Origin of the sequence: Hymenobacter profundi (assembly GCF_019334315.1) — a bacterium.
GTDB lineage: Bacteria > Bacteroidota > Bacteroidia > Cytophagales > Hymenobacteraceae > Hymenobacter > Hymenobacter profundi.
In genome coordinates this window covers 1-26,776 of record NZ_JAHWGL010000074.1, presented here as the reverse complement: position 1 = coordinate 26,776, position 26,776 = coordinate 1, and the positions used below count along the sequence as shown (strand labels likewise).

Sequence of the window (26,776 nt, the reverse complement as noted above, 5' to 3'; positions counted from 1 at the left end):
GCTCAGGATGACAGGCGTTTTCTAATTCATAACTTCACAAACTCACAACTTCACCATTTCAATACACTAATCCCTCACCGAGATGTTGCTGGTGGGAGAAGCTGAAGCCGACTTTGCTACCACGGCTTACTTGTTGGTTTTCAATCTTTTGCTTGACCGTAATCTTCTTAATTTCATTCATGGGAGGCGCGATGAGGTCGTTGTTGACGGCCGCAATCATGGCGCTTTCCACGAACAGGCGCAGCATTTCCGGGGTGATGGGCGACGCAGCCATGTCGTGGTCGGGTAGCTCCAGCTGCTGCACACCTTCCAGGAAGTAGTGATTGTCGATGTTGACGAGTAGGCGCCCAACGAGGTAACCGGGGTCGTTCATGCGCTGGTACTTCACGCTGTCGGCCATGAAGTTGTAGGCCATGATGTGCCCAAAAAAGCGCCGCCGGAAATCGGCCTCCACGTAGGCCGTGTTCATCGGGCCGTAGTCGTCGGGGAAAGTGACGATGTTGGAGTGGAGCACAAACACCAGCAAATCGCCCGAAAACTTGATATGGAACTCCATGTCGTTGATGGGCCGGTACTCCACCACCACGCTCGAATCGAGGGGCGAAATCTTGCGGCTCAGCTCCACCACCAGCTCCTGCGACACCTGCCGCAGCAGATCAAATGTAGCAATGGTATTGCGGTAGATGAGCTGCTTGGCTGAGGATTTCTGCTTGAGGCCGTCGAAAATCTGACCCAGGCGGTCGGGCGTTTCTTCTTCCGTTGCGGCCGTGGTGTTGGGGGTAGGCGCAGTGGCGCTTTCGGTGACAGCAGGGGTAGGCAGTTGCTCGGGGCTAAAGGCAGCAGGCGGGGTAGAGCGGGGCGTATCGTCCATAAGAGAAAGCGCCGACCGAACGACGCGTTAGGATGAAAAATACCGCACAGCGGTAAAAAAACAAGTAGGCACGAGTTGCTAGTATACAAAATCAAGCCAATCTATGCGCACCGGTTCTGTATAAGCCTCGGTAAATTCTTCCTTTCTCCACCTCTATTTCTCTACCACTCCCTGCCGCAGAAACACCGGAAAAACCACTTCCCGCTCCCCTTGGCCCCAGCGCCGCACCACTTCTTCTTCGATCAATAGCACGGGGTCGGTGCCGTGTTGCTGCTCGTACTTCACCACGCTTGACCACGTGCGCAAGTACTGCAAAAACCATGCGGCCGTCCAGTGCCGGCGCACGTGGTAGGTGCGGTGCTGCACCTGCCCAAACGGAAAGGGAATGCGGGCGTACTGGTCGTCGATGTGCCAGCGGTTGTCGTCCCAATACGGGCGCATCGTATCGGCGTAGAAATGCGTTAGTACAGGGTTCAGATCGACCTGTAGCTGAGCCAGCTGATAGCCCCACTCTGCAAGGGTAGCACCCGGCCGGGCCACGCGTTGCACTTCGGCATTAAACCGCTCGAAATCAAACCAATGCACGGCTTGACCCACGGTTACCAGGTCGAAGGTATTGTCGGCGAAGGGCGTTGCTTCGGCGGCAGCTACCTGATAGGTAATGTTGGGGCGCAGGGTAGCATTTGCCAGTTGGGCCGCGCTGCTATCGGTGGCATCTACGTGCGCAAAATACCCGGCGAGTTCGGTGGCTACTTGGCCGTTGCCGGTGGCGCAGTCCCAGGCACGCTGCCGGGACGGCAGGCCAGCCAAAAGCTCGGTGTATAGTTCCTGAGGGTAGTCGATACGGTACTGCGCGTATTGGGCGGCTTGTGTGGAGAAACGGTCGAGCGGTGCCATACCATGGTATTGAATAGGAGGAATTTCCGTGGAGCTATCCGCGTTTCACAAGCGTAGCATCCTGGTTTTGTGTACGCGCCCAACCGCACAAATGCCGTACCTTTACCACAATACCCGCTGTTTGCTGACCGGAAACGCAAGGTCAGCCTGTTTTTCACTTCATATTTGCTGTCCCTTGACGTTTCACGATTTCAATCTCCACGAAGACCTGCTGGCCGGCGTGGATGCCATGAATTACCTACAGGCCACGCCTATTCAGGAACAAGCCATTCCCAAAATTATTGAAGGCAAAGACCTGATTGCCTGCGCTCAGACGGGTACCGGTAAAACCGCCGCCTACCTCATTCCGCTGCTCGACAAGATTTCGCACGCCAAGCACACGCACACCAGCACCCTCATTCTGGTGCCTACCCGCGAACTGGCTACGCAGATTGATGAGCAGGTGACGGGCTTCGGCTACTTTGTGGAGGCCAGCAGCATTGCCATCTACGGCGGTGGCAAAAGCGAGGGTTGGGAGCAGCAGAAGCGCGCCCTCACGGGCGGCGCCGACATCATTATTGCTACCCCCGGCCGCCTGATTGCCCACATGCAAATGGGCTACGTGAAGTTCGACCAGCTCAATTATCTGGTGCTCGACGAGGCCGATAAGATGATGGACATGGGTTTCTCTGATGACATTCTGAGCATTGTGCGGCACTTGCCCAAGGAGCGGCAGACGCTGCTGTTCTCGGCCACCATGCCCAACAAAATCAAGGAATTCTCGAAGCAGTTGCTGCAAGAGCCGGAAGAAATCCGGTTGGCCGTATCGAAGCCGGCGGAGGGCATCAATCAGCAGTTCTACATGGCGTTCGACCGCCAGAAGATCTACCTGCTGGAGCATATCCTGAAGAACCAGCAAGTGCAGAGCATGGTGCTGTTTACATCGCAGAAGGCGGCCGTGAGCGGCATTGTGCGTAGCATCAATAAGCTGGGCTACGTGGCGCAGGGTATTTCCTCGAACTGCACGCAGGAGGAGCGCGAGCAGATCATGCGCGAGTTCAAAAATAAGCAGTTCCCCATCCTAGTAGCCACCGACGTGCTCAGCCGCGGCATCGACATCGACTCGCTGAGCCACGTGGTGAACTACGACATCCCGCGCGCTGCCGAGGACTACGTGCACCGCATTGGCCGCACGGCCCGCGCTGCTACCACTGGCACGGCCATCACTTTCATCTCCGACCAAGACCAAGACCGTGTAGTGAAGATTGAGAAGCTGCTGGAGCGCGAGGTAGAGAAACAGAACATCACGGAAGAGCTGGGCCTGGGCGAAGCGCCCGAGTTTGACCCCAAGCGCTTCAGCGGCTTGCGCGGCAAACTAGGTGGGCGCGATGGACGTGGCGGCTCCGGCCGCGACGGTGGCCGCCCTCGTCGTGAAGGCGACCGGCTCCGCGGCGAAGGTGCAGAGCGGCGCAACCGCAGCGGCCGTGGCCCGCGCCGGGAAGATCAGGCTAACTCTACCTTGGCTGCCGATGGCACCACGCCGACACAAGCCACCAGTAGTCGCCCTTCCCGCGCACCCCGCCCGGAAGGAGCTACTACAGCTACAGACGCTACTGGCACTAATGAGGCGGCACGCGAGGGACAACGCCGCCGGAAGCGTGGCGGCCGCAACCGCGGCGGCCGTGGGCCACGGCCAGAAGGTCAGGCCCCGGATGCTTCGGCTGCGTCTACCCCGGCTCCTGCTCCTACCAGCGCTGAGTAACGCTGTTTCTCCCAAAAGAAAATCCCCGGTGCCAATGGCACCGGGGATTTTCTTTTGGGTACAGCTAATTCGTTTTAGCAAAGCGTTAAGCAGTTTTTTGCTTGTGGCCGCTCAAACCATACCATCCAATGTAGGCGTAGCACAATGCAGGTAGGATAAAAGCTAAGCGCAGGCTCTGGTAGTCAGCTATTAGACCAAACAGCGGCGGAATGAGCGCGCCACCGACAATGGCAGTGCACAATAAGCCCGAAGCCTCTTCTGTGAGTGAGCCCAAGTCGGCCACTGCCAACGTGAAAATAGCCGAGAACATCAGGGAGTTCATAAAGCCTACGGCTAGCAGCGTCCACATGGCTACCTCACCGGTCGAGCTTACGGAAAGCAATATCAATAGTACTGCTCCTACTGCATTGATAGCCAGCAACCGACCCGTAGGGAAGCGACCTAACAGATACGCGCCTAGGAAACGTCCTACCATGGCCGTACCGCCGTAGAACATCAGCATAATGCCCGCCTCTTTCGGCGTCATATTCATCACATCGGGCAGGTTGAGGTAGTTGACGATATGCGAGCCAATGGCTACCTCGGCACCCACGTAGGTGAAAATACCAATCACCCCAAGCACTAGGTGGCGGCGGTGCCATGCCCGGCCCATGTCGGCAGCAGAGAAGCCATCGGGCGTAGTGTGTGCGATAACCGGTAGTTTAAGCCGGCTTAGTAAGATACTCACGAGCAGCAAAATACCACCGAATACCAGGTAGGGAATCTGCAACGCTCCAATGTCAATCGTTTCGGGGGCTACGTTGTCCAGCTCGGGCAAATGCGATAGGATGAGGATGGAGCCGATGTACGGAGCGATGAACACCCCCAGCGAGTTGAACGCCTGCGTGAGCGTGAGGCGGGCCGAAGCCAGCGACGGCTTGCCCAGAATAGCAACGTATGGATTGGCGGCTACCTGCAAAACAGTGATACCAGAGGCCAGAATGAATAATGCCCCCAGGAACAACGCGTAGGCTCTGCTGCCAGCTGCGGGATAAAACAAGAAGCAACCTATGGCTGCTATCACCAGCCCAATCAATAGGCCGTTTTTGTAGCCTACCCGTGCTACCAGCTTACCGGCTGGAATGCTCACCAGAAAGTATGCCCCAAAGAAGCATAAGTTGATCAGGTTGGCCTGCGCGTAGCTGAGTCCGAAGATGACTTTGAGAAAGGGAATCAGGATGTCGTTCAGGCAGGTGATAAATCCCCACATGAAAAACAGGACCGTTAGAGAAGCTAGTGCTGAGGTGTAACTTTTACCTCCATCAGGGAGGTTGTCAACAGCAAGGGTTGGTGAATTGGATTGTGGAAGACCAGCCATGAATGAAAGAATAATTGGAAGAATGACGCAATTACCCGGTTTTTTCCAACATTTCCGCTGAATAACGCGGAAAGCCAGCTCCAAAAGAGCCGGCCCGCTACCCTAACAACAAGCGGAACCGGCTCCCGGAAACCCAGTGTAGACATGCCACACCACGGATATTTCTACATGTAGTAACGGTGCCTATTTTTGCAACAGTCACCCTGCTTCAGGGCTAAACAAGCAGACACAACCTCATAAGTTGCTAATAATCTGTTTGTTAATGATGATATATAACAATGCAGGCTAAACATTTCTATAGAATAATAAACCTCGCTCCTACCTCTACTATCAAGTGGGCTACCCTACACCTTATTTGTATTGATAGAAGCGCACGTAATCCACTAGCATCTGCTGAGGGAAAGAGGTTGTATTGATAGTCTCCGGGGTAGGATTGCCCAAGAAATTGCCTCCTACTGCTACGTTCAGAATCACGAAAAATGGATTATTGAACGGATATGCATAAGGCGAAACATCGCTAGCCGTAAAGGAATAGAACTCACGTCCATCCACGTAAGAACGGATTTTATCCCTGCTACGCACCACACTGAAAATGTGGAAATCGTTGGCGAAATCGCTACTGGCGAGTGTGGTTTCCGAACCTTTGTATTGATGGGTAGCGGTGTTGCTACCATAGTGCATGGTAGAGAGTACCTTGTTTGGCTCGTGCCCCCGCAGCTCCATAATGTCAATCTCGCCACACGCCGGCCAGTTGTTCTGGTCGATGTCGCTACCCAGCATCCAGATGGCGGGCCAAATGCCTTGCCCTTTGGGCAGCTTCGCCCGCACATCAATGCGGCCGAAAGTGAAGCTCTGCTTGCCTTTGGTGATGAGGCGGGCCGAGGTATAGTCGCGGCCACTCATCGCCTGCTTCTTGGTTTCAATGATCAGGTTACCACTCGACACGTAGGAGTTCTCCGTAGAGTTGGTGTAATACTGTAGCTCGTTGTTGCCCCAACCATTACCACCGGTTTCTTGGGTCCATTTGGTCTGGTCCACAGCGCCGCCACCGTCAAACTCATCACTCCAAATCAACTCGGTGTATTGCGCGTAGTCCTTGGCCTCTGCATTGGCCGTGGTGCTGGTTGGATCAGGGGTAGGCGCCGGAATATCCGGTTTTTTTTCTTCCGTACAGGCCAGTAAGCTCAGGGCCAGCAGTGCGCTGGCCCAGGCTTTGCAGAAATGGAAAGAGCGGGTGGGAATCAGGTGGTTTTTCATACGAAGAGAAAGGCAAATGCCGGATGAACAAGTTCATCCGGCACAAGAAGCTATTTGGCAATCAACTTGATGTCGAATACGGTGCCGTTGTTTTTGCCCGTACCGGCGCGTATTACCATGTTCTTATCCGTAATAGACAGGATGCGGTACGTCAGATCCGGCGCATCGGTGATACCTATGAACGTACCCGCCTTGGCAAATACCAGTTGGGCTAATCCTGCACCATCGGCCGGGCCAAAGGTGTAGGCTGAAGTACCTGAGCGAGCGGCCTGGCAGCTACCGGGCACACCATCTTTCCCAGCCACAAAGGTTTCGTCCTTGGCATTGTAGGTATACGCATCGGTAGCAGAGAACGTAAACTCGTCATCGGCCTGGCAGGCGGGCAAAGCCCCAGCCGCACCACCCGCGTAGTAGTCAGTTGGCTTGGCCTCTGTACCTACCGTAATGGTCTTTTCCACCGAGTTGTCGAGCATCCAGGTTTTCTGGGTACCACCCGTCAGCAACTGCTTCACGCGGGTTACGGCATCGAAGGGTACCAGCGTTACCTCTGTTTTGGTGCCATTTGCCAGCGTACCACGCAAGCGTAGAACCGTGCTGCTGGCTTCTACGATGGTATAGGTGCTGTCTCTCAGGGCCACTTGCTCACCAATGAAGGCTTTGCTGCTACCCAGAGTCAGCTGGCCTAGCCCATTGCTACCCGGCTTATACACGAAGCTGGTCGAGGCGTTGGCTTCAGCATTCCCACACTTATTATTCGCTGTGTACGTGTAGGTGAAAGAGCTGCCACTAAAGCTGAACTGGTCATCGGCCTGGCAAGAAGCCAGGGCGTTGGCGGCCGATGAAGACGTAACGTTGTCGTTGGCATCCAGCCGTTTAATGGCGCCGGCTGCACTAGAAAATGTCCATACGCGCGCTGAGGGTGCGCTGCCGTTGCAGGCTACCAGCGCCGAAAAGCCGGTGTTGCCGCAGGCCGAAGGCACTACCACATCGGTTTGCGATGTCTGGGCAAAACCACCCTTTCCCGATACTAGCAGGCGTACTTTATAAGTGCCAGGCGTGTTGTAAGTATGCGTGGAAGGTGAACCGGTTCCGGTAGTGCCGTCGCCGTATTCCCACTCGTTGATGAAGCCGTTTTCGCTGGTGTTATTAAACGTAACCTTCACGGGAAATTGCGTCGAGTTGACGGTGCTGGTGAAGCTGGGCGACGGCAATGCGCCTTCCAGTTGCCCTTCATCGTTTTTGTCGCAGGCCGTGAAGAACAGTGGGCTCGCCAGTAGCGCCCACACTGCTTTGTTCCTGGTAATTTTCATATCAAATAGGCTGAAAGCGTCCGTAAAAGCGGCTTAGTAGCCGGGGTTCTGGGTCAGGTTGGGGTTCACATCGCGCTCCGACTGCGGGATAGGCAGCACTAAGTTATTGGCCGTGGGCACCCCTCTGTTGATACCCAGTGTTTTGAGGTAAGCACTCTGCGCGGTCATTACCGCTACCAGGCCGTATGGGGTACCGCCGTAACGCTTCAGATCAAACCACCGATCAAACTCAAACGCTAGCTCGTACTTACGCTCGCGCAAAACAGCAGCGGTAAAATCAGGTGTGTTACTAGCATTCAGATCGGCGGTAGCATTGGCCGTGTTATAGTCTACCCCAAGCGCACGACGGCGTACTTTGTTGATAGCCTCAAAGCCTTCCGGCGTGGGTCCTACTGCCTCAGCCAGAATCAGGTACATTTCAGCTAGGCGTAGTACCGGCACGTTGAGAGGCGAGTCCCAGATGTTGGTATTTACTTTACCTACAAACCACTTCCTGCAGCTGTACCCAAACGGAGAGCCGCCTAGCGTAGCCGGATTTTTAGTGCCGTCGGGGTAGGTGTCGCCGGGCATCCAGATGGTGACGGGCTTGCGCGTGTCACCGGCTAGGTAGCCGTTTACGAAATCCGGTTCCGGAATATCAAACCCGTAACCGCTACCCGGCGTCTGGTTCTGACCACGTGGCCCCAAAAACTCGTTCAGCGCCGAGCCCACGTTGTTGCGGTCGTACTCATTGCGGCCGTTGATGTATTGCACCTCAAACAACGACTCTTTGCCGTTTTCGTTGGCCGTTTTGAAGTTGTCGCCGTAGTTGGCCCACAGGCTTTTGCCCGAGCCTGTAATTACCGCACGCGCTTGCTCGGCAGCTCCGGCCTTGTTGCCCTGTGTGATATACACTTTTGCCAGCAGGCCCGTTGCGGCCCATTTGGTAGCTCGGCCCAGGTCGCCGCCGCTGTACGATGCAGGCAGGTTGCCAATAGCATCTTTCAAGTCCTGTTCAATCTGCTTATACACGTCAGCAGCCGGTGAGCGAGCAACATTGGCTTCCGCCGCGCTGGCGGGTGGCACTGTCACCAGTGGCACGTCGCCATACGCCCGCACTAGGTCAAAGTAATACTTTGCCCGCAGAAACTGGGCCTCGCCCAGGCTGCGCTTTTGAATTGCTGGATCAATTTCCGTGATAAGCGGCACTTTTTGTAGCACAATATTGCACCGCCCTACCCCAATGTAGCTGCCTTGCCACAGCTGCTGCGCTATCGCATTGGTGGTTGGAATGTTGTAGTCGTCGAGTTGGGTGTATTCAATACCATCGCTGCCGCCACCGCCGCCCGTAGTCGAGATATCGGCCATGATATCCATGCCCCAGAGTGCGCTGTTGTATTGACCGGCTTTAGTCAGCTCACTATACGCGGCCGTTACGGCCTGAATGGCGTCGGTTTGATTTTTGTAAAAGTTAGCGTCCGTTATCTGGTCAGAGGGCGACTCCTCCAAGAATTCTTCCCCGCAACTGGTGGTCAGCAGGCCCAGCGACAACAGGAAAGCGCCGCAAGTATATTTTGTGATAGTCATTTTCGTGGGAATTGGAACAGATTAAAAACCGATGTTGATACCGCCCATCAGCACCCGCGACTGCGGGTAGATGCCTTGGTCGACACCGCTGGCGCTTACTTCTGGGTCGAAGCCGCTGTACTTGGTCAGCGTCAACAGGTTTTGCGCCGTGAAATACACCCGCAGCTGCGAGGAGCCGAATCGGTTGGTGATGCTCTGCGGCAGCGAATAGCCCAGCGTCAGGTTTTTGAGGCGCACGTACGAGCCATCCTCAATGAAGTGCGTAGATACCCGCAGGTTTTGGTTCGGGTCGCTGTCGATGGCGCGGGGCACGTCGTTGCTGGTGCCGGGACCAGTCCAACGGTTGAGCACGCGGGTGCCACCGCTAAATGAGCCGTACAGTGCGCTTTCCAGCAGGTAGCGGTTCAAGTTGTACACATCGTTGCCCTGCACACCCTGAATAAAGAAGCTCAAATCGAAGCCTTTGTAGTTCAGCGTATTAGTGATACCAAAGGTGAAATTCGGGTTCGGATTACCGATAAACTTCCGGTCATCAGCGTTGATGATACCATCCTCGTTCAAATCCTTGAAGCGAATATCACCTGGGCTCGTCTGGGCTGTTTGCGTGGCGTGTGCATCTACCTCTTCCCGCGTCTGGAACAAGCCGTCGGCTACCCAGCCATAGAATGAGCCAAAGGCGTAGCCTTCATCGTAACGCACAATGCTGTTGCCGCTCAACGTACTCCCACCGTTATAAGGTAGACCTGCACCCAGCGACTCCAGTTTGGTTTTGTAGGCCGATACGTTCAGCGTAGTAGTCCAGCTTAGTGCCTGACCCGCGCCGGTGAAGTTGTGTGAGGTCAGCGAGAAGTCGATACCGCGGTTATACGCCGAGGCCGCGTTGGTATTCACGTTTTCATACGTACCCGATACGTAGGACACCGGCACGCCGGCAATCAGGTTCGGCGAGTTACGGTTGTACACATCAATACTGGCTTCCAAGCGGTTATCCAACAAACCTACGTCCAGACCAACGTTTGTCTGGTTGTTGTTTTCCCAACGCAGGTTGGGGTTTGCCTGGCGCGTGGGAGCCCCACCCGTATTGATGGTACCATCTGGTCCGAAGGGGTAGGTAACACCAAAGTTGATAGCGTAGAGGTAGGCGAAGCGGCCGGCATTCAGGGGGTTACCTACCTTGCCGTAGCCAGCACGCAGCTTCAGGTTGCTGATAACACGATTGCCTTTCAGGAATTCCTCTTCCGAAATACGCCAGCCCGCCGAAATACCGGGGAAGAAACCGAACTTATCACCGGGAGGGAATACGGAGGAGCCGTCGTAACGAGCCACTGCCGACAGCAGGTATTTTCCGGAGAACTCGTAGTTGAGACGCCCAAAATAGCTGGCCAGTCGCTGTGGCGGGCTGATTGAGCCCGCATTGCTCAGTTGCGTATTAATGGGGCCGGCATTGATAACCTGCAAATCGTTGCGCAGGTAAAGCGAGCGGTAAGCCTCTACGTTGCTATAATTGAATTCCTGCGCCGATTGGCCAAGCAGAAGCGTTACCTGGTGCTTATCAGCAAAGAGGTGATCATATGTCAGGGTGTTTTCGATCAGGTAACTAGGCGCATAGCTGGCCGTAGCCGAGGCACCAGCCGTGTTGTAGCGCTGCGTGTAACCTGCCAAAACGGGACCTGCTGGCGCGAAGGAGTTGAAGTTATCAAAGATAAAGTCGAAGCCTACGTTGGTCCGGAAGCGTAATCCGGTCAGGGGTTCCAGTTCCGCAAAAAATGTACTCAGGGCACGATTGCGTGTGAACTTCTGGTTAACGCGTTGCGCCGTAGCCAGTGGGTTTTCCTCCGTGAAGTTGTCTGCGGCACCGTTTGGCTGGTACCAGTAGCCATCGGGCCGATAGGCTGGCACAATAGCCGGGATGCGCAGCAACTGTTGTACTGTGCCGTACTCCCCGTCATTCGATGTGATCTGACGGTCATTTAGGTGCGTAAGTTGAATGCTGTTGCCCAGCTTCAATATCTTGTTTACCTGCACATCGCCGTTGGCTCGCAACGTGAAGCGCTCAAAGTGCGAACCCACGATGGTACCATCCTGCTGAAAGTAAGTTCCTGATAAAGCGAAGCGGGCCTTCTCACTACCTCCCGTGGCCGAGAGAGCATAGTTCTGAATTTTGGCGCGGCGGAAAACTAAGTCCTGCCAGTCGGTTCCTTCCCCAAGTGCTGCGGGGTCGCGCAGACGGTCTACCACAATGGGTTTTCCAGCGGCTATCCGGCTTTCATTGTTGATGGTAGCGTATTCTTCCGCGTTGAGTAGGTCCAGCTTACGTGCTACGGTTTGCACACCTCGGTAGGCATCTACGTTGAAGGTAGTCTTGCCAGCCTTGCCTCGTTTGGTAGTGATAATTACTACCCCGTTGGCAGCACGCACCCCATAAATAGCCGTGGCCGAAGCATCTTTTAGTACGTCAATCGTCTCGATATCATTAGGGCTGATAGCGTTGAGCTGGCTTTCGTTGCCAGAGGGCAGGGGAAAACCATCCACTACGTACAACGGTGCATTATTACCAGCCGACGTTATACCGCGAATCCGCACCGAAGTACCGGCCGCACCACCAGGGGCACCCCCGTTTGAGGTGATGGTCACACCGGCCGCTTTGCCTTGCAGGGCTTGCGTCACATCGGCCACTGGCTGGCGTACCAGCTCTTGCCCATTCACCGACGAAATAGCGCCCGTTACGCTACCGCGCTCCTGTGTGCCGTATCCTACTACCACCACTTCGCCCAATGCTTGGCGGTCTTCCAGCAAGCTGACGTTGATGCTACTAGTTGCGCCAGTAATGGGCACCTCTTTTCTGATATAGCCCACTGAGCTAATGACCAGTGTACTTCCCTCTGGAACAGTCAATGAGAAAGACCCATCGGCGCCCGTAGAGGTACCTAGGGTAGTACCTTTCACAATAACAGTGACACCGGGCAGCCCTTCGCCGTTGGACTGCGTTACGCGGCCTGATACGGGAACATCTGCCAAGTACTTCCCCGGCAGCATTGAGAACGGACCAATGGGCGCCTTGGCTCCTGCTGCTGGTAGCGCTGCTACTGGCAGTCCACAGGCAGCCAGCAGTACTACCCGCCGCCTGAAAAAGAGTGAGTAGGAGTTGTGCTTCATGAAGAAAATGGTGTGGGAATTAGGAAATATTAAATACTGAAGGCGTTTTCAGAAATCGATTTAGGAATTCGTAAGCAAATATCCTGTTAGGAAGCCTTTACAGCAACACTCAGCAGCCCAACGGTTAACACACTAGTTGAGAGGAAATGCTTGCCCTTGTAAAGCGAGTAGTTAACGATTCAAAGATATCTTGACTTGTTCGGCAAATGCAAGCCTTGAAACCCCTTATACAGCGCTAAAACGACCGTTTTTCAATTACTACACACGTAATTTATACACTTACTACACACATCATTTATATCAATCCATAGTTTAGATAACGTTCTTCGAAGTATAGTCTGGCTGACTAACGCAGTTAAAAAACAACGTCATTAGAAAAGATTTAATAGAATATTTTTCACACTAATCATGAAACACAGAAATCGTTTGCAGCAAAAACATGTAACTAGCTACTGCCGTACTGAATTCTGCTCCACTAGCGGGTCATCTACACCTGCTTCGTGTGTATCTAGCAATAGCTTTGTCCAACTTTCCTGGTCGTCATACTCAGGAGCTTGTTCTCGCCGTCGCATTGCTTCGGCTACTTTTTGGCTGAAGCTCCAACAGGTACCCTGCCGCAAATCCAATACCCGCGATAACTCCTGAGAAGAATAATTACCGTGGTGCGTGTGCAGTAAAAACACTGCGTAAAAAGCTTTTACAATAGAAAACTTACACTTTTGGAATAGTGTGTAAGCAGTGGCTGACTCCACGTACCGGCAACGGGTGCAACGCCGGGAATGGGCCTCGCGCCCATCGCAGTACTTTTCGTGGCCACAACGGCGACACTGATAACCATTGCTCCATTTCAGTTCGGCCAGATAAGTCAAGCACGCTTCTTTATCCGGATAGATTTGGCTGAACTCTCCAAAATCCACCTCTCGAGAAAGCACCCGCGCTTCTTGGGCCTGTTGCAAATCGTGCTGTAGCTCAGCGTTCAATTTCTCGATGGCAGCCGATTGGAGCGCTAGCAACCGGTTTGCCTGCATCAACTCGCGGTTCTGACCGGCAATCGTTTCGCTCTGATGGCGCAACTCTTCTGTCCGGCTCGCCACTTGGGCCTCCAACTCCGAGTTGAGCTGATCTTTTAGCTGCTGATTCTGCTGCAATTGCTCAAGCAGTTGACTTTGAGCGTGCTGCCGCTTGCGTAATTGCTTCACCAGCCGTTCTTGTGCTCGAATGGTAGCGTCTTTGATGGCCTTTATCTTGTCACCCAACGCGTAGGACAGCACGGCTATTTCCAGCACGAAGGCCACGTTCATGCTGTATACCGTGAAAGTGTTGGTGAGCGTATGAATACCCAGCTTTCGCAAAACCAGAAATAACACACTGATAGCCACAAAGCTATGGGCCGCCAGAAAGAATATTGCCGGTCGAAATCCGCGCTGGTATACCCGTACAGCCAGGTAGCACACCATGGTATAGGGTAGTGGGTAGAGCCAGAATCCCAACCCGGAGCGCAGTACCAACGCATCGAGCAACAGTAGCACCGCACTGCCCAGCACCACGCGCCGCACCCACGCATCGTACTGCGGCAGTCGCTCCGAAGAATCCATGAATTGCCGAGCGTAATAGCTGAATGTGAGCAGTAGCAGTACCGGGGCCACAGCATTCACCAGTTGGTTTAGCCAGGGCAGCGTAGGCCACAGATACTGAAAGCCCAACCCATCTTCTGACAGAAACACTAGGCTACAACTCAGCACGTAGGCCACGTAGCGCAAATACATCTGCTCACGGATAAACAGGTAAATGCACAGATTATAGATGACCATAATCAGTAGCACACCGTAGAACCCACCCAGCAGACCATACTCGCGCTGAAAATGACTGGCCAAGATTGTTTCTGTGCGTATGCGGGCCAGGAAGGACGTTTTAGAGCTCGACTGTAGCCGGATGTAATACGTGTGCGTCTGATCAGGGGTCAGTGGAAGTCGGAATAGAAAATTTTTGTAGAAATACGGCCGGCTGTTAAAAGGCAAATCTGCCCCTGTATGCACAATAGGGGCATTGTTTTCGTCTTGGTAGAGCGAGATGCTGTTAATATGTGAGTCCAGCAGTTCCAGGTACCAGTGGCGCTCCGCCTGTTCAGCATCGTGGAGCGTCAGGCGCAGCCAATAGGTAGCCGATGGATGCTGGATACTAGTAAACGCCTGACTTGCAACTGTAAAGCGGCGCAACCACTCTGGCCTATGCACATCCTGAATAGTGAGCCGGCCTGTGGGGTCTTCCAGTACACTATAGGAAGCAGGGGTAAGAAGCAGCTCATCTATATTCGTTGTGATGTGGAGCGTGTCTTCCCGCAACGCAGCACGACACACCGAACCACCCAACAGGGTTGTTAGCAATACTATACACAGAAAAAACCACTTGGTGGAATGCCGCAATAGTGTGTATGGTAGACTCATACCGTCTTTTTTCAGGATACAAAACGACGTAGCACCCGCTTACTGACCACCCTGCGCTGAAGCCGCTACCAAGTTGAACTGTAGCCATCCCAGCCGGGCACCCGGCTCCACCACGTATACCCGTAGCGTATGTTGCCCAACTGGCAGAGCAGATGTCATCGTTGTCAAGGTGGTCCAGGTGCCGGCGTTGGTGGTTGGCGGAACGGCCAGGGTAGCAATGGGTCTGTTGGCTACTCGTAGCTGTAGCTCAGCAGGGGTGGCATCTTCGTTTGCTACCCGCGCTTGCATCATATAGCGGCCAGCTTTCTTGATGTTTACTGTGTACTGAAGCCATTCTCCGCCAGTCATGTGCTGCACGGCCAGCGCGGTGTTATCACCATCGTGGGCCAGGCCCACATCCACACCGTCGTTGCGGCTGGCGCCGCCCAGGTTCCAGCCGTCGGGCCGGCGGTAATCCGTTTTTTGATATACGCTGTCCTGATAAGCAGTGCCCGCCCTACCCATATCGTAGTGGGTAGCAGCTATGGTACCGGGTAGCGTTAGCGATGTATAGGCCTTGGTAGCCGTCGTGCCGGGCTGCCGCATTAGCGCGTCGAGCACGTCGCGGTTAGGCTCACAGTTACGGAACTGAATGTTACGCAGTAGGTTATCCCTACCCTCAGATGTCAGGATAGAGCCGTATGGCTTGATGTTGAGCAGACTGGTAGTGCCGGCTACCCGCTTCACGTTCCAATGGCACCACCCGATGTGCTGTTCGTTCAGCGCCTGCGCGGCAGCAGTTAACCATTCGTTTGAGTTTTCGCCTGTCTCCCCTACCCACACCGGCACCTGCCACCGCTCCCGGAAAGCCACCAGGTTGTGAATCAGGTTGATCTGATTGGGGTTTGCATCCCCCACGGTAGGGTCGTTGGTACACCAGTAGCGGTGGGCGTTGTACACCAGATTGGTTTTGTCTTTTATTGGCAGCTTATCGGGCGTTAGGTTGGTGTATTCATTGCCGTAGCCGTTGCCTTCCAGCATAATCAGGTGCTTATCGCCTTGCGCCCGAATGGCCGTAATCAGACGACTATACAGCGTTTGCGCCTCCGAGTTGTCGCCTGCCATGTCATGAGCGGCATCCATACCATGTGGCTCATTTATAACATCATACATTGCTACCCAAGGTTCGTTGCGGTAGCGGACGGCCAGCTTTTGCCACAGCCGCACGGTTACATCCTGGTAGATAAGTCGTTTTTTGGCGTCGCGCCGTTTCCACAGGTCCAGCGGCACGATACCATCGTTGATGTTGCGGTCCGCGCCCTGGCCGCCGGGCACCGCGTGCAGGTCGAGGATTACATATAGCTTATTGGCCTTACACCATGCCAGCAGATTATCGATGTAACGGAACCCATCCAACTCCTTTGGATTCGTGAAAAGCTGGTCTGCATCGTACCATTTCGCTAGCGCCGCTACATAAGCCGGCACAGCACTGGCCTGGTCTAAGGCCTGTTCGCGCACACGACGCTGGGCAGCCGTCAGGAACAGGTCGTAGTGTATAGGGAGGCGCACGCAGTTAAACCCCTGAGCGGCAATAAAATCAATATCAGCTTTTGTTATAAATCCGTCGCGGTATTGCTGGTAGAATTCTTCTACCTCACTTGCTGACATGGTACGGCGCATGGCTCGCTTGATATGACCTTGCGCGTTCAGCGTGTCGGTACCCAGCATGTAGCTTTCTTGCAGCAGCCAGCCTCCTAGCCCTACCCCCTTTAGTATAACCTCTTTTCCTTGTTCATCTACAATAGAAGCGCCTTTTGCTCGTAGCAGGTTCTGCCCTTCACTATTACTGGAAATCAGCAAAAGCATACCTGTAAGCAGATAAGTCCAGTTCCTGTTCAATAAGAAGAACTGGTGGAAACGTAACACCATACAGAGTGGGATTGTGGGTAGGATCGGAAGTACCTGGTCCACTCTTAGCACCCGTCTATAGGTTATTTAGCAGATACGCTAGGCTTGTGAAGTCTACTGTGCGACCACATCCTTACTATAACGTTTGCGCCATTTGGATGAATGGGCTTCTAACGAGTGACCTTAGTGTGGAAAGGCAACCAAATATAGAGCGGCATGGTCACTAAATGCAAACTTTAAAGGCCCATTAAATACGTTTAAATCAGCTTTTTCAGGTGTTGCACAACCCCTATTATACGTTTACCACACACGTGACAAGGTTTACCGACCTCTTAGATTAGCCGCCATTGCCAGATGAATGTTTACACATTGCAGTTAAAAAACAACGATAAGATGAACAGTCATCTACATAATTATCTGTTTTTACGAAATCGTTTGCGCAATTGAAATATTGCTTCTCAATCGTTATATCCTATAAATTAAAATTTATTAACTGCCTACTACCTGCCCTATCCCAAACAGGAGAGTAAAGGCCAGCGTACTCATGGCCATCTGTTTCAGCAACGGGTCTAGTTGCATAGATTCTTGACGTTGCCAAACCAATAAGCCATTGCGCACCAGCAGCGGCGCTGACAGCACAAACAACCACTGCCAGGGCGAATAATAGTTGAGCGCAACGTACACTATAGCACACAAGAACCCGACCCCTAATAATAGCCAATGGTAGCGACGAGCAGCTACCGGCCCCAGCCGCACCGGAATCGTAATTTTACCGGCCAGCTTATCAGAGCGGATATCGCGGATGTTGTTAACGTTCAATACAGCCGTTGCAAAACACCCTAGCGCAGCAGCTGGCAACAGCACCAGCAGCGGCAACGTCTGCGTTTGGAGGTAGTAGGTACCGCATACGCCTACCAATCCAAAAAACAAGAATACCGATATGTCGCCTAGTCCGGCGTAGCCGTAGGGCTTAGCACCGGCTGTGTAGTTGACAGCTGCCCAGATAGCCGCCAGCCCCAGCAGAAAAAAGCTAATTGTAATCCACATAGCCGCTAGCCCCAATGCGACCCACAGCAGCGCAATACCAGAGGCCAAGGACAAAGCGCCAAAAAGCAGCATACCGCGCTTCATCTGAGCTGGCGTGATATGGCCGGCTTGCACTGCCCGTTGCGGTCCTTCGCGGTGGATGCTGTCGGCACCATTTTGGGAGTCGCCGTAGTCGTTGGCCAGGTTGCTTAAGATTTGCAGCAGAATGGTAGTCAGGACGGCTATGGCAAACACGCTACCCCGAAACTGCCCGTGAGTTGCCGCCAGAAAGCCCCCGGTAAAAATACTAGCCAACGATAAGGGTAAGGTGCGCGGCCGGAAAGCTGAAATCCAGGCTTTAGCCGGGCTAACGGCACTAGAGTGCGTGGCAGAAACAGGGGCAGCCATTGCGAAGCAGAAATATAGGATAAGGAAATAAGAGGATGAAAAGCCAGAATTACGCCGGCTCAATGGCCGCTATAGAAGCGGCGTTTAACTCCGAGAAGTCATGAATAACCAGGTCCGCTTGGCTTAGATCCTGCAATGCTGAGTGCTCACTATCGAAGCCAATGCAATAAATACCTGCGGCTTTGCCCGCAGCAATACCATTGGTAGAGTCTTCAATAATGATGCACTCCTTTTTAGAGCCGACGGCCAGGGATGCAGCCTGTTCAAAAATAGCCGGATCAGGCTTGGAGTACGTGAAGTCTTCTCCGCTAAGCACGTGGTCGAAATACGGGTACAGGTCGAACCGCTTCATGACCCGGCCTATCGTTCCTTTTGAAGCCGAAGAAGCCAAAATCAATTGAAGATCGTGCGCGTGCAGGTCTTCAATGAGGGCACGAACAGTACCCAGCAGGTAGAGGTCCGGCTTTTCGTCAAACGCCCGGTTGAAGAATTCCCGCTTGCGCGCCATTAACTCGTCAATTTCCGCTGAAAGCGCATAACGTTGCTTTAGCTGCTGGTACACGTTTTTGGTGGAAGAGCCTGTGAAGCCAGCATATTCTTCGTCCGATACATCGATACCCAATTCCTCAAAATGCCGAAAAAAAGCGTAGCGGTGTACGGGCTCCGTATCGACAATCACCCCGTCCATATCAAAAATAACCGTGCGTATCATAGAAGAAAAGCAGTTGGTGCAAGCGGTGCGAAGGTAGGCAGCCTACTCGCATAAAATAATATTCCGGACAACGGGAAGCGGCAGACCCTCCTCCTGTTGTCCGGAATATGACTGTAGTATGTGCTATTTTATTTCAGGATAGCCGCCACCAGCTCGTCGCTCATGGGCTTCACCTTGGTTGGGTAGAACGCTACCACGTGGCCTTTCTCGTCGACCAGGTATTTACAGAAGTTCCAGGTCGGCGCGTCGCTCACGGCTCCGTTTTTCGACTTATCAGCCAGGAACTTATAGAGCGGCGTAGCGTCATCGCCCTTCACAGCTACGGTGCTGAACAGCGGGAACGTAACACCGTAGTTTTTCTCGCAGAACGCGGCTACTTCCGTGTCGGAATCTAACTCTTGGTTGAAGCTATCCGATGGGAAACCCAGTACCACTACCTTGCCGGCGTACTTTTTCGACAACTCTTCCAGCTCTTTGTATTGAGGCGTATAGCCGCACTTAGAGGCCGTGTTCACGATGAGCAGCTTCTTGCCTTTGTACTGGCTCAGCTTCACGTCTTTCCCGTCAATGGTTTTCACGGTGTAGTCGTACACGGTGGCGGGGGCTGCGGGCGCTTCGGTCATGGCAAGAGTGGGTTGGGTGGCAAACGTGGCGGCCGAGAGACCGGCAATAGCCAAGGTACCCAGCAGAAACAGCGACGAAATTTTCATGAGAGTAATCGAGGGAGAAGTGGAAGATATGCAACCGACAAACCACTAAACTAGCTCATTGGTTTCGGCAGGAGAAGGTACGTATTTGTTGGATACAACGGTTCTGCTTTCTCGCAGAAAACAGCTCTGCGCCTACGTTTTGGAGGGCGTCAGCCACTTTTCTACCTGCGCAGGCTGATAAGCGGCCATGTGGTCGAGCAGAACGGCGGGCGTTTCGGCTTGCAACAGTTGCTGGCGATTTTCGGAGCGGAGTAGGGCTTCGTCTACCATGTGGTCGAGGGCGCGGAGCAGGTGGGTGTAGAAACCGGCTACGTTCAGCACCCCAATGGGCTTGGGATGTAGGCCCAACTGGCCCCAGGTCAGCACCTCAAACAATTCTTCCAAGGTGCCATAGCCGCCGGGCATCGCCACGAAACCATCGGCCAGTTCGGCCATTTTCAGCTTGCGCTCGTGCATGGATTGCACTACATGCAGCTCCGTTAGGCCTAGGTGCGCCACTTCTTTGCTGGCCAAGAATTCGGGAATGACGCCAATAGCCCGGCCGCCGTGCTGTAGCACGCTGTCGGCAATGGTGCCCATCAGCCCTACCTTCCCGCCGCCGTATACCAACGTTAAGTCACGCTCGGCCAGGATGCGGCCCATTTCGTGGGCCTGCTGCCGGTAGAGGTCGTTGCGGCCAATGCTGGAACCGCAGTATACTGCTACTGATTTCATAGGTACTATACTAGTATAAGCTTTATTCGCTCTATAGCCTAGATTTAGAATCGTGGGCTATAGATAGGGCGAAACGCGAAGTATTACATCCGCTCAGGTACCTGGATGCCCAGAAGCCCCATGCTGGTTTTGATAGCGCCAGCCGTTTGCGCCGATAACGCCACGCGGAAGGCCTTTTTCGTCTCGTCCGACTCATTAAAGACCGGCACCTCCGTATAGAAGCGGTTGTAGGCTTTTGCCAGGTCGTAGGCGTATTGCGCGATAATGGCGGGCGAATAGATGCGGGCGGCTTCCGTCACCACAGCCGCATAACGAGCCAGTTCCTGTACCAATTCCTGCTCCGTAGCGTGCAGCTCGGCGAGGCTACCTAAGTCAGCGGTTTCGCTGATGCCCTGCTCAGCCGCCTTGCGCCGAATGGCTGAAATCCGAGCGTGCGAATACTGAATGAATGGCCCTGTGTGCCCCTCCAGGCTCACCGATTCTTCGGGGTTGAAGAGCATCCGTTTCTTGGGATCTACCTTCAAGAGGTAGTATTTCAGCGCGCCCAGACCCAGCATGTGGTAGAGTTGCTGCGCTTCCTCTTCTGAGAGTCCTTCGGTTTTGCCCTTTTCGAGGGTAGCTGCTTTGGCGGCTTCCACTACCTCATTCACCAATTCATCGGCATCTACCACCGTGCCCTCGCGGGTTTTCATCTTGCCGGTAGGCAAATCTACCATGCCATAGCTGAGGTGATGAATAGCATCTGCGTACGGCTTACCCAACTTCTTGAGCACAGCTTTCAGCACCTGCATGTGGTAATTTTGCTCGTCGGCAATAACGTAGATACTCAGGTCGTAGTGAAAATCCTGATATTTTAGCTCAGCCGTGCCCAGGTCTTGGGTGATATATACCGAGGTACCATCGGCACGCAACAACAACTTTTCGTCGAGGCCTTCTTCTTTCAGATCAACCCACACGGAGCCGTTTTCTTTTTTAAAGAATACGCTTTTCTGCAAGCCCTCCTCCACGCGCTCCTTACCCAACAGATAGGTACCCGACTCGTAGTAAAATTTGTCGAAATCGACGCCAATGGCGGCGTAGGTAGCGTCGTGGCCTTCGTACACCCAGCCGTTCATTTGTTTCCAGAGGTTCACTACTTCCTCGTCGCCGGCTTCCCAAGCCCGCAGCATATCCTGCGCCGCCAGCATCATGGGTGCCTGGCGTTTGGCCACATCGGCGACTACTCCGTCGGTTTCGAGTTGTTTCACTTGCTCGCGATAGTGCTTCTCAAACAGCACATAGTACTTGCCGATGAGATGGTCGCCCTTCATGCCAGCTTCCTGTGGTGTTTCAGCGTGCCCAAACATCTGGTAGCCCAGCATCGACTTGCAGATGTGAATACCCCGGTCGTTTACAAGGTTTACCTTACTAACCGTAGCACCTGTAGCTTTCAGAATCTCGGCCACCGAGTAGCCAAGAAAGTTATTGCGCAAGTGGCCCAGGTGCAGAGGCTTGTTGGTGTTCGGCGATGAATACTCCACTACCACTTCCTGCGGGCCACCGGTGGCTACCGGCGCATCGGCGGGCTGCTGGCGCAGCTGCTGAAACACCTTCACCCACTCCTGCACGGCTACTTCTAGGTTCAGGAAGCCTTTTACCACGTTGTAGCCCGTGATGCTGGGCTCGTTGGCTACCAGCCACTCACCCAAAGCTTGCCCAATCTGCTCGGGGCCTTTTCCCAGGGTTTTGGTGAAGGGAAACGTGACGAGCGTAAACGAACCCGCAAAATCCTTGCGGGTAGGCTGCAACGTGAGTTGCTGGGCGGGCACATTGGCCCCGAAAACGTGTTGCATGGCCGCGCTGAGAGCGGCCTTAAGGGTCTGTTCGAGTTGTTGCACGGGAGAGCTGCTGGGGTGGCGCGGCTGCTCCTACCCCGCGCCACGGGTAGGGCGCAACGGGCAGCAGCAGAAGCCGCAGCCGGTTTCTACTGCTGCAAAGGTAGGGAGGTGGCGGGGAAGGTGAGTTTGTTATCTTGATAAGATTCACTTTTCACTGGCCTATTTGGCGAGGGAGCTTACAAGCTTTTTAGCAGGCCATGCGCAACTCAAGAATAGCTATCAACCTCTTTTCAAAAGCCGACGCCACCATTTGCGTTTAGGTCTAGGCTGCGGTCTGTAAGATTGTGCTCTCGCCGCTCTTACTATGAGTTCTTCCTTGTTCCAATACTCCGCTTTACCATCTTGGACCTTCTTTATTTCTTGAGCGATTTGCACCTCTGTAAGCGGAGGTTCAGGGGTTGACAATAATTTTTCTTGTTCTCCCTTTAACACTTCAAAACATGCCACGATATAATGGCCAATGTTGTCTGGATACGGCGCTATAATTTTTACATATTCTCTCCAATCATTAAGAATCTTGCTTTTCGCTCCAGATTTTTCCTTGCGTTCCTCTTCTTCTAACGTGATTTGCAGTAATCTCATAGACGCGACATGCTGAGCAAAATGGATCAGAACATCTGGCCTATTTTTTCCTATTACTAAGTCTGCGTTAGCGTAAATTACTTCTAACATCTTCTCATTGGTTTTGATGAAGAGTGTTGTGAGCCACCTACGATAGACTTTTAATTGTTCAGCAGTAGGTGGGGGTAGGCTGTCTTCGTTCTCCGTGTCAGGGAAAAACCGCACAAACTCTCTAGGGCGGATTTTGGAGTCATTTCCATGCTGTTCTATAAAGGAGCACCAGTTTCTCATTCCTGTCTCATACAGGATGAAAAGCTTACCATAGAATTGGCTGAGCTGTTGGTTAATGCGATTTAATCTATTCGCCCGGCGGTCATCTTCTCTTTTCTCCCAAATAGTGCTGATAGCTACTAATACAGCTGCCATTGTAGCAACAGCAGTTATTACCTCTGCGATAGTCCCCCAATCCCAATTTGCAGCTACAATAGAATACATAGCAACAACAGCTGCTATCACCGTGATATTTCTCCAATTTGCAGTCATATTAACATAGTAAAATAAGTTCTGCGCGTGCGTCAGGTGTAATCCCTTATAGGCTTACCCGACAAGCTAGGCCATTGAAAATTAATTAGATACCAAATAGTAGTTCTTCCAGAGCAAGCCACTAAAATACTTCCCTACCCTCCCGCCACTTCCCCACGCGGCCCGCGCGAGGTCACAGTATCCACGCGCAGCCGCTCCTGAATCGTCTCCGTAGCGGCCTATAGACCGTGAAGACGTTCTCGTAGTCTGCGACGTTGATTAGTTAAGATAAACGGTCTGTGTGAAGGCACCATTTGCTGCTACGTCCCAGGCTTCCAGACGCACCCATTTGCGATTAGTAAGATCTGCAGGCACGTGAAATACCTGCTTCCCAAAAGCTGTTGTTTGCAGTAGGTCTATCCGCTGGCGGTATACTTTCTGGCCGTCGCCGGAAATAATTTCGGCAAAGGCCATTGGGAATGTCCAGTTTAGGGCAAAGTTAACAGTGGCTTTAGCTGGGGTTATTAGTGAGACTGTTTCCCCCGCGCCCTTTCCATTCACGGTGAATTGCGGAATCAATACTTCGCCGGTGGAAGAGAAAAAGCTGCCTTTCTTCAAGACATCCACTACTGGCTGCCAACCCGCTTTAAAATCAGGTAATGTAGAAAGGGGTAAATAATTTACGTTTAAATGAGCGTACATCTCATTTTCAAAATTCACTGTAAATAAATCGGCCTCCGCTATAACAGTTTTTCTCACTCCCCAATTATTGAAATCATCGAGTAAGTCTAGGGTACGTTTTCCAAGGCGAGGCTGTGACAGGTCGGCGGGTAGGGCCTTCCAAGCAGCTCCCATAAAGTGGTCCGATTTAAAAAAAGCTTTGTTTTTGTAGGCATCCGGGTAGCCGGTCGAGCCTTTTGTGCGGGCGTGTGCCGTCCAGGCCAACCCGTTTTCGGCTTCGAGCAGCTTTAGCATCTCGGCTTTATCTCCCACGTGGTATACGCGGCCATACGTGGCGTCTTCCTGCACAAACGGCGTCCCCGGTTTCTTTGCCATCACCCAATACACAGGCTTCGGGAAAAGCTCCAGCCAGTGGCCGCCCAAAAACTCGTTGGGTTCTTCGCCGGGCAGCAGCAAAAAGTCTTTGTCTGATGCTTTTTGGCACAGTTCGAATAAGGCAGCTAGCTCCCGCAAGCGCTGCTCGTCGGGTCCTTTTGGGTGCGCGGTGTAGTGAAACTCGCCAAGATGCACGATGTCAAGGCCGAGGCTTTTGAACACCTTCACAAACTCCGGAGTACCGGCGGCCTCTTTCCCAGGCAGTAACACGTTCATCACGTACTCATTATGAAAGTGGCTGGCCATAGTTTTATACCCCGGCAATTGTGCATAGGTATCTTGGTGCGTATAGCGCTTCACTTCCTGCAGTAGCGGCTCTGCTTTGCCGGGTCCTAGCAAGCAGTAAAAGTTCAGGCGCTGCGCAGTACTAGGTGGCGCGTTAAACCACGGCACGTAGCGTTTATCCCCATACAAATCCTGCCGGATACCCAGGCCGTACCCAGGCAGTAGCTTCCGATAATCGGTGCCAAACCATACAAACTTGAGGTTAAACGCTTCGTCTAAGGGGTAGAAATACTGGTGTGGCGCCGGAAACACGGCCAAACTGCCCCCAGCGCTTTCGCCTAAAACGGTCCGGTATTTCACTGCCTGATTTCGGCTGGTATCAGCTACGCCTACTAGGGTGCTTTGGTACTCTTTGTTGGTGGCCGACCAGCTTATTCGCTGCCACGCTGGCTTTTCGCTCACCAAACCAGCATCATACACAATGGCCGTCGAATCCGTTTTGGTGGATACTACGGCTGCTACGTTTAGCAACGTACTACCGTGATACAGTGTTACTTCTAGATTGCCACTAAAATCGGCAGCCTGTAGACTACCCACGGTAATGATTGTTCTAGAACCACTGCTGCGCACCGCCACTTGCCGGTTGCTCATCCCTACCCGATGAGATATGAAAGGCTTGTTTGGCACCTTATCGAAGAAGATATTCCAACCGTTTTGCGAGATTAAATCCCGCTTGCCAATCGTCAGAATAAACTCAGGCTGCAAATCGGTAGCAATAACTTGAAAGCGCTTTCCCTGACTGACTTGCAGGCTGCTAAACAGCGGTGTTTTCTCGGTGAGGTTCAGGACAACTTTACCACGAGTAGCGCCCTGGGCCGGCCAGTCTATCTCTAACTTGTTGCCTTCTATTGATGCGCTGGCCCCATTCTTTTTAGAGAATTTCGTGAGGTCTACCGCCGTTTGACCTTTTGCCAGTGCAGTACATAAGAACAATACGAACAGGATGCAGCTATTCTTCATCAGCAGAGAGTTAACTAATGGACCTATTAGCACACAATATAGTACGGCAAGTATATCACCTATTTACCTATAGTACATTGTATTACAACAGGCCCACTATGCTGCCCTACCCTCCCGCCACTTCCCCACGCGGGCCACGCGAGGTCACTGCGTCTACACGCAGGCGCTCCTGAATCGTCTCCGTAGCGGCTTCCAGAATCGTGAAGGCGTTCTGGGCCATGGTGTTTTCGGAGTCGAGGGTAGGGTTGATTTCCACCATCTCGAAGCACACTACCCGCTCGTTGTCGAGCAGGGCCTGGCAGAGGCCGGTGGCCTGGGGTACGTCAAGGCCGGCGCGCACGGGCGTTCCTGTTCCCTTGCTGAAGCGTGAGTCCAGCGAATCGACATCGAAGGAGATATACACCATGTCGCAGAAGCGCAGCCGCTCGTAGATTTCGCGGGCTACCTGATGGGCGCCTTTTTCAGTTACTTCTTCCAACGTGAAGTTCTTGATGCCGTGGCGCTGGATGATGGCGTTTTCTTCGGCTTCGGTGTCGCGCACTACCACGTATGTCAGGTGCTCAGGCAGGAGTTTGGGGCCGGGCTCGCCCAGGTTTTGCAGCCGTCGCCAGAAAAACTCGGTTTCGGGGGGCACTTGGTTGCGCTGGCAGGGTAGGTTGTCGTCGTTCAGGGCCAGGGCCAGCGGCATGCCGTGCATATTGCCCGAGGGTGTGGTGTAGGGCGAGTGAATATCGGCGTGGGCATCTATCCACACCACCCCAAGCGTTTTGTGGGGATAGGCCGCCTTGATGCCGGCAATGGTGGCAGCGGCGTTGGAGTGGTCGGCGGCCAGCACCAATGGAAACTCGCCGAAACGGAGCGTTTGCTCGACGGTGCTGGCAATGGCTTTTTGCACCGTGTACACCGCATCAATGTGCTTGGCGAAGGGAAACTGGTTTTCGTCGAATAGCGCCTGGTTCTGGTCGGGCACGACTACGGCGTTGAACTGACGAAAATAATCGGAGCCTTGGTTAAGGCAGGCGATGCGCAGGGCATCAATGCCGAGGCTAGAACCTCGGGTACCCGCTCCCAGCTCGGAGCGGACTTCCAGCAACTTAATGCGACGCATACTACATGGGCAACTACTGGTTAAGTGGTTCTAATGCTTGCCGATTGCCAGGGGTGAGACCGGGGTAGGCTTGGCGTCAGCGGACCTTCCGCGGCGACCAACGAACAAAGCACAACCAAAACCCCGCGGGCGGGGTATCTTTGCAAGTCTAAAGTTCGCGAAAAGCGCGCATTTGGTTGTTATGCTGACCAACTAGATAGTCATGCTGACAATTGTCATGCTGAGCGCAGCCGAAGCATCCCTAACGTTAAGTAGTCTTAACGGATAGCAACAAAGCAAGGGAGATGCTTC

Annotated in this window: 18 protein-coding genes; 1 reads left to right on the top strand and 17 read right to left on the bottom strand. The window is 53.4% G+C overall.

Translation table 11 applies throughout. The annotated features are described in order from the left end of the window. Nucleotides 1–58: 58 nt before the first annotated feature. Both KYK14_RS15755 and KYK14_RS15750 read right to left on the bottom strand, forming a co-directional pair. Nucleotides 59–871: a hypothetical protein gene (locus KYK14_RS15755; protein ID WP_243900211.1), complete on the bottom strand. Its 813-nt coding sequence runs from the start codon at nt 869–871 to the stop codon at nt 59–61. 153 nt (nt 872–1,024) lie between these two features. Beyond that, nucleotides 1,025–1,768: a class I SAM-dependent methyltransferase gene (locus KYK14_RS15750; RefSeq protein WP_219160143.1), complete on the bottom strand. Its 744-nt coding sequence runs from the start codon at nt 1,766–1,768 to the stop codon at nt 1,025–1,027. Nucleotides 1,769–1,997: 229 nt separating this feature from the next. On the opposite strand from KYK14_RS15750, the gene KYK14_RS15745 reads away from it, so the two are divergent. After that, on the top strand, nt 1,998–3,509 hold the full coding sequence (locus KYK14_RS15745) for a DEAD/DEAH box helicase (protein ID WP_219160147.1): 1,512 nt from the start codon (nt 1,998–2,000) through the stop codon (nt 3,507–3,509). Nucleotides 3,510–3,594: 85 nt separating this feature from the next. Here the strand turns inward: KYK14_RS15745 and KYK14_RS15740 are convergent, their stop codons facing one another. The 15 genes from KYK14_RS15740 to KYK14_RS15670 all read right to left on the bottom strand — a co-directional run bounded on the left by KYK14_RS15740 (nt 3,595) and on the right by KYK14_RS15670 (nt 26,485). Beyond that, the gene (locus tag KYK14_RS15740; protein ID WP_246601880.1) at nt 3,595–4,758 is read right to left on the bottom strand and encodes a sugar MFS transporter; all 1,164 of its coding nucleotides are present in this window, start codon (nt 4,756–4,758) and stop codon (nt 3,595–3,597) included. A gap of 459 nt (nt 4,759–5,217) precedes the next feature. Beyond that, complete coding sequence (locus KYK14_RS15735) at nt 5,218–6,123, bottom strand: glycoside hydrolase family 16 protein (RefSeq protein ID WP_219160139.1); 906 nt, start codon at nt 6,121–6,123, stop codon at nt 5,218–5,220. Nucleotides 6,124–6,173: 50 nt separating this feature from the next. Then, nucleotides 6,174–7,433 carry a PKD domain-containing protein gene (locus KYK14_RS15730; RefSeq protein ID WP_185280732.1) on the bottom strand — a complete coding sequence of 420 codons (1,260 nt, stop codon included), beginning with the start codon at nt 7,431–7,433 and terminating at the stop codon, nt 6,174–6,176. Nucleotides 7,434–7,466: 33 nt separating this feature from the next. Further along, on the bottom strand, nt 7,467–8,999 hold the full coding sequence (locus KYK14_RS15725; protein WP_185280733.1) for a RagB/SusD family nutrient uptake outer membrane protein: 1,533 nt from the start codon (nt 8,997–8,999) through the stop codon (nt 7,467–7,469). 21 nt (nt 9,000–9,020) lie between these two features. Next, nucleotides 9,021–12,155: a SusC/RagA family TonB-linked outer membrane protein gene (locus KYK14_RS15720; protein ID WP_185280734.1), complete on the bottom strand. Its 3,135-nt coding sequence runs from the start codon at nt 12,153–12,155 to the stop codon at nt 9,021–9,023. Between the two features lie 449 nt (nt 12,156–12,604). Then, entirely contained in the window at nt 12,605–14,599 is a 1,995-nt protein-coding gene (locus KYK14_RS15715; RefSeq protein WP_219160137.1) for a 7TM diverse intracellular signaling domain-containing protein, read from the bottom strand. A gap of 39 nt (nt 14,600–14,638) precedes the next feature. After that, nucleotides 14,639–16,444 carry a cellulase family glycosylhydrolase gene (locus KYK14_RS15710; RefSeq protein WP_219160135.1) on the bottom strand — a complete coding sequence of 602 codons (1,806 nt, stop codon included), beginning with the start codon at nt 16,442–16,444 and terminating at the stop codon, nt 14,639–14,641. A gap of 531 nt (nt 16,445–16,975) precedes the next feature. Further along, nucleotides 16,976–17,920 (bottom strand): 1,4-dihydroxy-2-naphthoate polyprenyltransferase, encoded by a 945-nt coding sequence (locus KYK14_RS15705; RefSeq protein WP_219160133.1) that lies wholly within the window; start codon nt 17,918–17,920, stop codon nt 16,976–16,978. A 49-nt stretch (nt 17,921–17,969) separates the two neighbouring features. Continuing rightward, entirely contained in the window at nt 17,970–18,632 is a 663-nt protein-coding gene (locus KYK14_RS15700; RefSeq protein ID WP_281421356.1) for an HAD family hydrolase, read from the bottom strand. A 128-nt stretch (nt 18,633–18,760) separates the two neighbouring features. Further along, nucleotides 18,761–19,342, bottom strand: a complete 582-nt coding sequence (locus tag KYK14_RS15695; protein ID WP_219160131.1) for a glutathione peroxidase — start codon at nt 19,340–19,342, stop codon at nt 18,761–18,763. A gap of 132 nt (nt 19,343–19,474) precedes the next feature. Then, nucleotides 19,475–20,056: an LOG family protein gene (locus tag KYK14_RS15690; protein ID WP_219160129.1), complete on the bottom strand. Its 582-nt coding sequence runs from the start codon at nt 20,054–20,056 to the stop codon at nt 19,475–19,477. A gap of 83 nt (nt 20,057–20,139) precedes the next feature. Continuing rightward, nucleotides 20,140–21,933, bottom strand: a complete 1,794-nt coding sequence (gene argS, locus KYK14_RS15685) for an arginine--tRNA ligase (protein ID WP_219160127.1) — start codon at nt 21,931–21,933, stop codon at nt 20,140–20,142. Between the two features lie 219 nt (nt 21,934–22,152). Continuing rightward, nucleotides 22,153–23,037 carry a hypothetical protein gene (locus tag KYK14_RS15680; RefSeq protein ID WP_219160125.1) on the bottom strand — a complete coding sequence of 295 codons (885 nt, stop codon included), beginning with the start codon at nt 23,035–23,037 and terminating at the stop codon, nt 22,153–22,155. 258 nt (nt 23,038–23,295) lie between these two features. After that, the gene (locus KYK14_RS15675) at nt 23,296–25,350 is read right to left on the bottom strand and encodes a CehA/McbA family metallohydrolase domain-containing protein (RefSeq protein ID WP_246601878.1); all 2,055 of its coding nucleotides are present in this window, start codon (nt 25,348–25,350) and stop codon (nt 23,296–23,298) included. A gap of 133 nt (nt 25,351–25,483) precedes the next feature. After that, a complete protein-coding gene (locus KYK14_RS15670) occupies nt 25,484–26,485 on the bottom strand; it encodes an arginase (protein WP_219160121.1) in 1,002 nt (333 codons plus the stop codon). Nucleotides 26,486–26,776 lie beyond the last annotated feature (291 nt).